Source organism: Streptomyces sp. NPDC001781, assembly GCF_053596035.1.
Window position 1 is genome coordinate 1 of sequence record NZ_JBSFFI010000057.1, and the last position, 9,949, is coordinate 9,949.

Annotated in this window: 11 protein-coding genes; 4 read left to right on the forward strand and 7 right to left on the reverse strand. The window is 70.9% G+C overall.

Features of this window, described 5'->3' with window-relative positions:
* Together ACWCV3_RS28250 and ACWCV3_RS28255 are read left to right on the forward strand one after the other, a co-directional pair.
* The coding region (locus ACWCV3_RS28250; RefSeq protein ID WP_451229973.1) for a methionine adenosyltransferase domain-containing protein at positions 1 to 301 on the forward strand (301 nt) is incomplete at its 5' end.
* A gap of 29 nt (positions 302 to 330) precedes the next feature.
* Positions 331 to 699: a hypothetical protein gene (locus tag ACWCV3_RS28255; RefSeq protein ID WP_451229975.1), complete on the forward strand. Its 369-nt coding sequence runs from the start codon at positions 331 to 333 to the stop codon at positions 697 to 699.
* A gap of 68 nt (positions 700 to 767) precedes the next feature.
* On the opposite strand, the gene ACWCV3_RS28260 is transcribed toward ACWCV3_RS28255, so the two are convergent.
* The 4 genes from ACWCV3_RS28260 to ACWCV3_RS28275 all read right to left on the reverse strand — a co-directional run bounded on the left by ACWCV3_RS28260 (position 768) and on the right by ACWCV3_RS28275 (position 3,699).
* The gene (locus ACWCV3_RS28260) at positions 768 to 1,763 is read right to left on the reverse strand and encodes a hypothetical protein (RefSeq protein ID WP_451229977.1); all 996 of its coding nucleotides are present in this window, start codon (positions 1,761 to 1,763) and stop codon (positions 768 to 770) included.
* A gap of 164 nt (positions 1,764 to 1,927) precedes the next feature.
* A complete protein-coding gene (locus ACWCV3_RS28265; protein WP_351947014.1) occupies positions 1,928 to 2,152 on the reverse strand; it encodes a hypothetical protein in 225 nt (74 codons plus the stop codon).
* A gap of 5 nt (positions 2,153 to 2,157) precedes the next feature.
* On the reverse strand, positions 2,158 to 3,123 hold the full coding sequence (locus tag ACWCV3_RS28270; RefSeq protein WP_451229982.1) for an oxidoreductase: 966 nt from the start codon (positions 3,121 to 3,123) through the stop codon (positions 2,158 to 2,160).
* Positions 3,124 to 3,156: 33 nt separating this feature from the next.
* Positions 3,157 to 3,699 carry a carboxymuconolactone decarboxylase family protein gene (locus ACWCV3_RS28275; protein ID WP_451229985.1) on the reverse strand — a complete coding sequence of 181 codons (543 nt, stop codon included), beginning with the start codon at positions 3,697 to 3,699 and terminating at the stop codon, positions 3,157 to 3,159.
* Between the two features lie 532 nt (positions 3,700 to 4,231).
* On the opposite strand from ACWCV3_RS28275, the gene ACWCV3_RS28280 reads away from it, so the two are divergent.
* Positions 4,232 to 4,768 (forward strand): carboxymuconolactone decarboxylase family protein, encoded by a 537-nt coding sequence (locus ACWCV3_RS28280; protein WP_451229988.1) that lies wholly within the window; start codon positions 4,232 to 4,234, stop codon positions 4,766 to 4,768.
* 16 nt (positions 4,769 to 4,784) lie between these two features.
* Positions 4,785 to 6,107, forward strand: a complete 1,323-nt coding sequence (locus tag ACWCV3_RS28285) for an MFS transporter (protein WP_451229991.1) — start codon at positions 4,785 to 4,787, stop codon at positions 6,105 to 6,107.
* 70 nt (positions 6,108 to 6,177) lie between these two features.
* On the opposite strand, the gene ACWCV3_RS28290 is transcribed toward ACWCV3_RS28285, so the two are convergent.
* The 3 genes from ACWCV3_RS28290 to ACWCV3_RS28300 form a co-directional block, all read right to left on the reverse strand.
* Positions 6,178 to 6,465 carry a DUF4287 domain-containing protein gene (locus ACWCV3_RS28290; protein ID WP_451229994.1) on the reverse strand — a complete coding sequence of 96 codons (288 nt, stop codon included), beginning with the start codon at positions 6,463 to 6,465 and terminating at the stop codon, positions 6,178 to 6,180.
* A gap of 165 nt (positions 6,466 to 6,630) precedes the next feature.
* Positions 6,631 to 6,783: a hypothetical protein gene (locus ACWCV3_RS28295; protein ID WP_451230000.1), complete on the reverse strand. Its 153-nt coding sequence runs from the start codon at positions 6,781 to 6,783 to the stop codon at positions 6,631 to 6,633.
* Positions 6,784 to 6,835: 52 nt separating this feature from the next.
* Positions 6,836 to 9,511, reverse strand: coding sequence for a Helicase associated domain protein (locus ACWCV3_RS28300; protein ID WP_451229997.1), 2,676 nt, complete (start codon positions 9,509 to 9,511; stop codon positions 6,836 to 6,838).
* Between the last annotated feature and the right edge of the window lie 438 nt (positions 9,512 to 9,949).

The following is a 9,949-nucleotide window of genomic DNA, read 5'->3' on the forward strand; positions in this document are numbered from 1 at the left end:
GGCCGCGGGCCTCGCCTCGCGCTGCGAGGTCCAGGTCGCCTACGCGATCGGCAAGGCCGAGCCGGTCGGTCTCTTCGTCGAGACCTTCGGCACCGAGGAGATCCCCCTCCACCTCATCGAACAGGCCATCCGCGACGTCTTCGACCTCCGCCCCGCCGCGATCATCCGCGACCTCGACCTGCTGCGCCCCATCTACGCCCAGACGGCTGCCTACGGCCACTTCGGCCGCGAGCTGCCCGACTTCACCTGGGAGTGCACCGACCGCGCCACCGCCCTGCGCGCCGCCACCGGCCTCGACTGACCGGCCGCACCCCACGAGAGGAACCACCCGTGTCCACGACCAACGCCCCACCCGGCACCGGCCTGCTCATCGAGCCCGCTGCCACCGAACGCGCCCGCAGCGGCGTCGAAGGACTCCTCGCGGATCTGCGCACCGGCTGCTGGCGGCCGACACCGCTCGAAGCCCGAGTCGCCGCACTGCTGCTTACCTCCACCGCCGGCGACGGCCTGCTCACCTCGCGCCGCATCCGGGCCGCCCTGTGGGAGGGCGCCGTCACCCTCGTCCACGACAACGGCGGCCTCTTCGCCCAGGCCCTCGCCGACCTCGTCCCCGTCCTGGACGACCCGCATCTCACCGCACCCGGCCTTCTCGGCACGGCGGGCGAACTGGTCGCCGCCGTGGCAGCCGCGAGCGCCTGACCCCTCCCGCAAGACGGATGGCCCGGCCGGAAGTCTCCGGCCGGGCCATCCACCTCATGGGAACCGCCTCACGCCGCCCAGGGCGCCATCGGGTACCAGATCAGCTCCCGGACGGCCAGGATCCGCACGTCCCAGTACAGGACCAGGAACACGCCCGCCGTCAGGAAGCCCGCCGCCATCAGCGCCGACGCGCGGCTCGGCCGCCGCGCGGTCCACCGGTGCAGCCGCTCCCCGAAAAGCCCCGCCACCAGCAGGAACAGCACCGACATGACGGTGATGTTGCCGATCGACTGAAGACCGAACGCGACCGCCCCGTACAGCGGGTTGTGGCTCTCGGCGGCGTCCCGGAACAACTGGCGGAACAACGGGAAGGGGCGCCCTATCAGGAACGCCCCGATCAAAGCGCCCATCACCAGCATCGGCGCGCCCGGGAAGCGGCGCGACAGCCGCGCCAGCGGATCACGCACCACACCGAGCGCCGCCAGGCCCAGATACGTCATCAGCAGACCGATCAGCCCGTAGACCACCATCGCCTGCACCAGACGTCCGGGGAAACCGACGCCCTGGCTGTCGTCGAACTGCGGCATGCCCGTTCCGGCGAAGGACACCACCGCCCCGTACACGGCGGACACGACGACCGCACCGAGAGCGAGCCGGCTCAGCGGACGCAGCGCGGCGGCCATCCGGCCCCGCCGGGAGGCGGCGGGAGCGCCGGCCAATGGCGCCAGCGCGCTGAAGACGGCCACGTTGCACGCGGTGAACGTGCCCGCGACACCGGTGGCCAGCGCGAACGCCAGGCCCGCCAGCACGCCCGCGATCGGCGTACCTTTGGCCGCGTGGCCGAGCAGACTGTCCGCGATATTGTCGCCGATGGTCCGGTCCACGAACTGCGCGGACCACACCACCGTCAGGGCGAAACCGAAGAGAGCGGCGACCGCGCCGACCAGCGCACGGCGGCGCGGCGCGTGGCCGTTGAAGAAGAACGAGGACGAGGCCGGACCGCTGTCCGCGGCCCGCCCCGCTCGGACGAGGGACGCGGCGGGCCGCTGTGCTGTCTGCGCCATGACATGTCGCCTTTCGGATGGGGGGTGGGTGAACGCACGCCACGCTAGGCCCGCCCACCCACGCGGTTGACGGTCCGGGCCCGTGGCGAGCACGGCAGAAGAAGAACCGGCACCCACTTCGTGAAGTCGCCCTCACCCTCGCAGTGGCCCACCGAGGCCCGCCGTCACCGCAGCAGCAGCCCCTCGTCCTCGACAACGCCGCCCGCCTCCGGCACGGTCCCCGGCCACAGCGGGAGCGGCCGGTCCGCCGCGTCCGTCGCAGGCACGTCGCCGTCCGGCAGCACCGCGTCGAAGTTCCGCCACATCCACGCCCAGGCCGCCACCGGCCGGATCCGGGCCCGATCCGCGATGCCCGCACCCACACCGGCCGCGATGCTCTCCCCGGCCACGGCGATCAGTCCCGGGCTCCCGTGACCGGACACACGCCCACGGCCGGCTCAGCCGGCACCGGCGCCGGTACGAACGCGTACCGCACTCCGGTCAGTTCCTCCGACAGCTCCCACAGGCGGGCCTGCGCCGTCACATCGCGCGCCCCACGGCTCGACCGTGCGGGTACCGGCGCCCCACGGCTCCCGAACCGCCGAGCAGGCCCCAGATAGGCGCCCGGCGGCACCTGCGGGTCCGTCGCCGCCCGCAGCGACGGCAGCGCCGCCGCCCGCGGCGGCTGGGCCAGCCAGCGCATCCCTGCCGCGACCACCGGCCGCAGCACGGCGGGAGCGTCGCCGTCCCACAGCCCGGTCGGCGACAGCCCCGGATGCGCGGCGAGCGAGACGGTGGCGGTACCGGCCGCCCCGAGACGACGCTGCAACTCCCGTGCGAACAGCAGGTTCGCCAGCTTGGAACGCCCGTACGCCGTCACCGACCGCCGCCCGGAGCCGGACCGGGCGCGGTCCGCGCTGACACCGCCGAAGCCCGCACGGTGCGCGAGGCTCCCGACCGTGACGACCCGCGAACCCGGCACCCCAGTCATCAGGCCGAGCAGCAGCCCCGTCAGCGCGAAGTGGCCGAGGTGGTTGACCCCGAAATGGGCCTCGAATCCGTCCTTCGTACGCCCGTACGACGGGAATATCACCCCGGCGTTGTTGACCAGCAGATCCAGGCGCCCGTGCCGGTCGCGCACCCGCGCGGCGGCCTCGCGCACCGAGTCCAGCGACGCCAGGTCGAGTTCGACCACCTCGGTGCTGCCGCCGACCCACGCGGCCACGGCCCTCGCCCGCCGCGTACTGCGGCAGGCGAGGACCACATGCGCCCCGCGGGCCGCGAGCACCCGGGCCGTCTCCCGGCCTATGCCGCCCGAGGCGCCGGTGACCAGCGCGGTCCTGCCGCTCAGGTCGGGAACATCTGCTGCGGACCACGTCATGCCGTCCTCCTCGGACGCCGGACGCACGCCAGGTCAGCGCGCGGCGCCATAGCCCTGCTCGACGATCAGCCCGGCCGCCACGTCGTAGAACGCGGGGTCCGACGGCACCTCGGTGGCCAGGCCGTTGACATAGCGGTTGAACATCGCGAACGCGGCCGCGATCAGGACCGTGTCGTGTATATGAGCGTCGGTGGCGCCCTCCGCCCGGGCGGCCGCGACCGCCTTGTCCGACACGGGAGCGGCCTTCTCCTGCACCTCGGCGGCCACCGTCAGCAGCGCCCGCAGCAGCGGGGCGATCGGGGCCGTACCGGGGTCGGCGAGCACGGCGGCGACCAGCTCGGCGCCGCCGTCCAACTGCGCCGCCGCGAACGCGCTGTGCGAACCGGCGCAGAAATCGGTGCAGTTCAGGTTCGACACGTAGGCGGCGATCAGCTCGCGCTCCCCGCGGCTCAGCGGAGAGGAACCACTGCGCAGAAGGGTCTCCGCGACCTGCGACAGCACGCCCGCGGTGTCCGGGCGCTGGGCGAACAGCCCGCTGATGCCGGGGAGGTCGTTGGTCAGCTCGATGTGGGGCACGATGCACATCCTTTGTCTGCCGCGATACCGGCGAAAGGACATCATCGTCGTCACCCCTGACGGGCGGTCAACTTCCAACTTGCGGCCCCTGACCCTCCCCGGCCGGCGTTCCGGGCGCGCACTCAGCGAGAAGCGCCCGGCTGCGGTCATGCCTCGGCGGGACAGACCGGCCGCCACGCACTCAGGGCACCGGTCACTGCCAGCGCCCGTCGGTACACCGCCCGGAGGAACGGCCGCCACACCAGCACCCGCCGCCCACACACCGAGGCGGTCTCCCCGGACATCCCCCCATCAGCGCCCCCGAGGCCACCGACGGCCGACACCATGCCGACGACGTCACCACCGACATCCCCCTTCAACGTCGGCCACGGCCACGGTCACGGTGCGACGGCAGCCACGCCGTCGCACCGGCCGTCCGCCAGAGCGGACGACACCCGGCAACTCCACTCAGCACGAATAAAGTTGGTCTCCGCTGCCATAGGTGACTCACGATGAGGTCCGCCACTCCTCCCGCAGCGAAGGACCCGCACCCGTGCCACACATCCACCTCGACAGCGACCTGCCCGGCATCAGAGGCCTGATGAGCGACCGCCCCGACACGGCAGCCCCGCTCAACGCCCTCGCCGACCTGATCCTGCGCGGCGACTCACCCCTCACCCGCGGCGAACGCGAACTGATCGCCAGCTACGTCTCCGAACGCAACGCCACCCGCTTCTGCGCCGACACTCACGGCGCGGCCGCCGCCGCCCAGCTCGACGACAGCAAAGCCGTCGTCGAAGCCGTACACCGCGACCCCGACACCGCCCCGGTCACCCCACTCCTGCGCGCCCTGCTGCACGTCGCCGGCGAAGTACAGCAACAGGCCGCCCCCGTCTCCGACGACGCGATCGCCGCCGCCCGCGGCGCCGGCGCCACCGACACCCACCTGCACGACACCGTGCTCATCGCGGCCGCCTTCTGCATGTACAACCGCTACGTCAGCTGCCTGGCCACCACCCTGCCCACCGAGCCCGGCTACTACGAGGAAGCGGGCCGGCGCATCACCGCACACGGCTACGCGGCCGTCTGAAGGAGAACGGCCCGTCGTGCCCACCGCCACCCCGCAGCCGTCGCATCGCCGCGCCGTCGCCGCCACCGTCGTCGGCAACTTCATCGAGTCCTTCGACTGGCTCGGCTACGGCCTTTTCGCCCCCCTGTTCGCCACCCGCTTCTTCCCCTCCAACAACTCCTTCACCTCACTCCTCGGTGCCTTCGCCGTCCTCGGCATCGGCGTCCTCGTCAGGCCGATCGGCGGCATCCTCCTCGGCCGCCACGCCGACCGGCACGGCCGAAGACCCGCCCTCATCCTCGCCATCTCCCTGATGGCCGGCGGCTCTCTGCTGATCGCCCTCACCCCCTCCTATGCGCACATCGGCCTCCTCGCCCCCCTCCTGCTGCTGCTCGCCCGCACCGCACAGGGCATCTCCCACGGCGGCGAATGGCCCGCCGCCACCGCCTACCTGATGGAAGTGGCCCCCCGCCATCGCAAAGCCACCTACGGCAGCCTGTTCTCCCTCTCCACCTGCGCGGGCGCCTTCACCGCCTCACTCCTCGGCGGCGCCCTGACCACCGCCCTCGGCCCCGGGCCCATGGCCTCCTGGGGCTGGCGCGTGCCGTTCCTGATCGGCGGCATCCTCGGCCTGGTCCTGCTCGTCCTGCGCACCGGGCTCGCCGAGACCGAGATCTACCGGCGCGAGGTCCACTCCCGCCGCGACCGCGGCTCCCTGCGTCAACTGCTCCGCGCCCACCGGCGCAGCGTCCTGACCGCCACCCTGTTCGTGGCCGGCACCGGCGCCGTCGGCGGCACCTGGACCGCGGCCGTACCCGCCCTCGGCGGCCGCCTCGCGACGCCCGGCACCATGATGTGGGTCGTGGTCACCGCCACCGCCACGATGATGCTGCTCAACGTGCCCATCGGCCTGCTCGCCGACAGGATCGGCGCCACCCGGCTGCTCGTCGCCGCCAGCGCCCTCTTCGCGGTCACCGGCTCGGTCTCCTACCTCACGATGACCGGCACCTTCGCCAGCCTGCTGTTCACCTACGGCTCCGGTGTGGTCTACCTCGTCTGCGCCACCACCGTGCTGCCCAAGCTGCTCACCGACATCTTTCCCACAAAGGTCCGCGCCCTCGGCGTCGGCCTGCCCAACGCCGTCATGAGCGCCGTCCTCGGCGGCATCGCTCCCGCCGGCATGACCTGGGCCGCCGAGCACGACGCCTCCGCCTGGTTCATCACCGGCGTGATGGCCGCCGTCCTGCTCGCCGTCCCCGCGTCCCTGCTGGCACCGGCCGCGACGGCGGCCCTCACCCAGACCGCTCCGCCCACCGGGACGCGGCGCGAGGAACTGCCACTGGCCACCACCGGAAGCTGACACGCACGAGGCCGGCTCCCAGCAAGGGGAGCCGGCCTCGTGCGTGCCGCGGCGAAGCGGCGGCGCCGAATCAGGGGCGGTTGGCCTTCCCCTCCAGCCACAGTGTGTCGGAGTCATCGCGGTGCGTGCCCTCGGAACCGACGTGCTTGGCGGAGATCTGCGCGCCGTTCTTGAAGACGTGCACCAGAGCCATCCCATGACCCCGGCCCAGCCCGTAGTCCTCCTTGAGCCACTCTAGGACCGGGCCCGCCTTCAGCTCCGGGCCCTCGAAACCGCGCTCCTTCGCCAGCTCGATGAACTGGCGGGGCGTCAGGCCGGTCTTGTCCTCGATGTTGTCCAGGTACGCCTGAAACGACATGTGCTCCTCGCTTCCCGAATCGTCCGCGCCGACGACGGACGTACACACCCAAGCGTGCACTCAGACTCGCCGCCGTTCCCCATCGGCACCACCACTCACGGCGACTTCGCCACGTCGCTCCGCCGTCCGGCCGGAAGACACCGCCTCACCCACGCACGATCAGCCCTACTCGGTCGGCATGGTCATCACCGAGGCCATCCACCAGCATGTGCTGAAGGTTCCGGCCTCGGCCTGGACGCCGCCGAGGTGTTCACCTATTTCAAGGGCGGGCTGATGAGCAAGGACGCCGGGCAGGCGAATCTGGTCGTTCTTACGCATGCGGGGCTGTTGCGGTAGGAGGGCTGTTGGCGGTGGTTTGTGCCGCTCTCTCTCAGGCCTGTGCCCGGGCTTGTACTTGTGCCCATGGGAGTCCGAGGTCGGCGAGTTTCTCGAGTTGTTCCCGGTTGAGTCCTGCGCGTCGTTGTTTGGTGTTGGAGAGCCATACTCCGAGCCGGACCTGGGTGCCGTCGGCCAGTACCTCGATGTGGGCCCGGCTGACGGCTTCCACGCTGCCGGTGCGTGCCCGGTACTGTTCCAGCGCCTTGCATCCCCGTAGGAATGCGGCAGAGATGCCCGTGGAGCCGCTCGGGGTTCTCTTGCCGCGTGGGGCGGGTTCCGTCTCGGTGCTGGTCTTCGGTCCCGTGGCGGCGCCTGTGTTCGGTCCCACCACAGCGCCGGTCTTGGCTCCCGTGGCGGCGCCTGTGTTCGGTGCCACCACGGCGCTGGTTCCCGATCCGTCGAGCGTGGCGGTGGCCGTGTCCGGTCCTGCGGTCTCCGGTGTCTTGGTCTCTGGTGTCTTGGTCGTCGGGGTGGGGGGTGTGGCTCCGAGGGCGGTCAGCCGTTCCCGCTGTCCTTCGGCCAGTCCCGCCCACACGACTCGTTCGCGTTGCCGCTGAAGCCACCGCCCCACATCCTTTCCTGCGGCGGTGACGCCGGGGACGATGTCCTCCAGCACGGTGCCTGTGGCGAGTATCTGTGCCACGGCCGCGTAAGCCCGCTGCCAGTCCACCGGCCAGCCCGGACGCCAGTCCGGGTCGATCTCGGCGAGCTGCGCCGCCCGCCGCGCCGCCCGCACCGGGTCTTTACCCAGGGCGATGCCTTTACGGCAGTTGGCCAGCCACTGTCCTACCGGCTTGTCGAGCGCGGTCGCGGTGACCGGCGCGGCCAGCGTGCCGGCCGACGCGTAGTAGGCCCGCGCGGCCGCGAGGTTCTCCTCCCAGCCCGTATCGGCCGGGTTCCAGTCGATGCCCAGCTCCTCCAGATCCGCCGCACGCTGCGCCGGCAGCGTCCCCGCTCCCATGGCCCGTCGCTGGTCCGCCAGCCACCGCCCCAGTGGAAAGGAGTGCTGCCCGTTCGGAGTGAGTTCCCGATGCCCGTACGGCACCTCCAGATGCCCTGCCCGCCGCCGGAACGCCACCGCCGCGCGATGACCGGCCTTCCAATTGGCGTGTTCCGGTTCCAGCAGGTTGTACCGCACGAACCGTGCGACCAGCGCCGGGTCACGGTGGCTGCCGAACCGGAGCAGCGCCCGCTGCTCCGCCTCCCCCTCCCCGGGCTCTTCGCCCAGGTACGACGACCCCGCCTTCGTGCGCGCGGTTGATTCCTGGGGGATGGCAAGCATTTCCACGGCCCGCTCATCATGCGCCCGTAGCCCATTCAAAACCTTCACCAGCGGCCGATAAGCCGGCGAATACGGCATGTCTTCCGGGCTTTCATCCGGGCCGAGGATGACCGGCACGACAAGGGTGGCCAGTTTTCCCTGTCCGGGTTTTTGCCGCAGCGCCCGCCCGATCGCCTGCACGATATCCACCGCCGACCCCTTGGGGTCGATCAGCGCGACGGAGTCCACCGAGGGCACGTCCACGCCCTCACCGAGTACCCGGCAGTTCGACAGCACTGCCCGTCCTGCCCGGTTTCCGAACCGGGTCAGCCGCTCCGCCCGTACATCTGCCTCGTGCTCACCCGACAGCCACGACGTCCACACCCCGGCCGGATACCGCCCGGGATCCCCGGCATGCAACTGCTTCACGACCCGCTCCAGCCCTTCGGAGAACGCACGGGCCTCCATGGTGCGGTGATGGAAGGTGATACACCGGGTCAGATCATGCGCAGCCATGGTCTCCAGCAACGCGGCCTGGAGCACCGCGAGGCGCTCACCGCGCACGCTCTCGGCATACCGGGACTCCCCGTACAGCCGCTCCGCCGTCAGGCTCCCGTCCCTCACCTCCGCCACCACGATCTGATACCGCGCCAGCAGCCCCCGCGCGATCGCCTCGGACAGATCCAGCTCATAGAGCAGCGGCCCGAAGACCGCCTCATCGTCCATCGAGCAGGCCATCTCCTCCGGAAGCCGGTCCAGCACGGCCGGCACCCCCTCGCCATCCGCATCGCGCCGTACCCGCGGCGCCGGCCGCTCCTCCCAGATCCGGGGCGTCGCCGTCATGTACAACCGCCTCATCGCCGGCAGCACCTCCTGATCGTGCACCGCCGCCCACGCCTTCCCCATCAACCCACTGGTCCGGTGCGCCTCATCCACCAGCACCAGGTCCCACAAGTCCATCGGAAGCCCGTACACACCCGCATGCGCCTCGGTCACCACCCCCAGCGACGCGTACGTAGCAAAAACCGTCACCGGCCCCGAGCCGTGCCACAACGACAACTGCGGGACACTCGTCGTACACCGCACCCCCATCGCATGCAGACGCCGATCATCACCCAGCGAGCACACCGCCACCATCGGCCCCGCATGCCCGAACCCACGCCACTCCACAACCGTCTGCGCAAGCAACTCCAGCGTCGGCACCAAAACCAGCACCCGCCCATACGGCACCAGCCGCTTCGCCGCCGCCGCACCAATAAACGTCTTCCCCGTGCCACACGCACTGACCACAGTCCCGCGCAGCCCCCCGGCCGGAATCCGCTTACCCGGCGGGATGTCCAGACCCGCCACGACAGCCTCCAGCGCCTCCACCTGATGAGGCCGGAGAGAAACAGAATCGTGAGCCATGGGTACTTTTCCATTCAAAGAGGAGGTGCCAATCTCTTCGTGATTCTACCCGATGCATCATCTTGACAAACGGTTTAATGCAGGGCTGTATCAGTTCAGCTTGCACCCGCCCCTGACACGGTCCAGCGCGCTAGAGAGCGACCGGCCAGCCACTCCAGACCAGCCGTCAGAAACTCCAGTTACATGTGCGACTGACAGTCAGTCAAGGTGAAATCCCTTCAGTTCGACGCATACATTCCCAGAACTGCCTGCCGTGAGGGCCGGCCCTCCAGGGGTAGTGGGCACCAACTCGTGACCCTACCCTTGAAGAGTCGATGCTTTACCTCATCCTGCTGCCCGGCGATGTACGCGCCGAGGGCGGGCGGGGCGTAGAGGAGGAGGCTCAGGGCGGGGAGAGCGAGGAGCCAGGCGACCTTGGGGGCGGTGGAGTGGTCGTGG

Bases quoted from the DNA above. Each gene is read 5' to 3' on its own strand.
- ACWCV3_RS28295 (WP_451230000.1), bottom strand. From the start codon at position 6,783: ATGCGTAAGAACGACCAGATTCGCCTGCCCGGCGTCCTTGCTCATCAG.
- ACWCV3_RS28270 (WP_451229982.1), bottom strand. From the start codon at position 3,123: ATGACGTGGTCCGCAGCAGATGTTCCCGACCTGAGCGGCAGGACCGCG.
- ACWCV3_RS28260 (WP_451229977.1), bottom strand. From the start codon at position 1,763: ATGGCGCAGACAGCACAGCGGCCCGCCGCGTCCCTCGTCCGAGCGGGG.
- ACWCV3_RS28300 (WP_451229997.1), bottom strand. From the start codon at position 9,511: ATGGCTCACGATTCTGTTTCTCTCCGGCCTCATCAGGTGGAGGCGCTG.
- ACWCV3_RS28290 (WP_451229994.1), bottom strand. From the start codon at position 6,465: ATGTCGTTTCAGGCGTACCTGGACAACATCGAGGACAAGACCGGCCTG.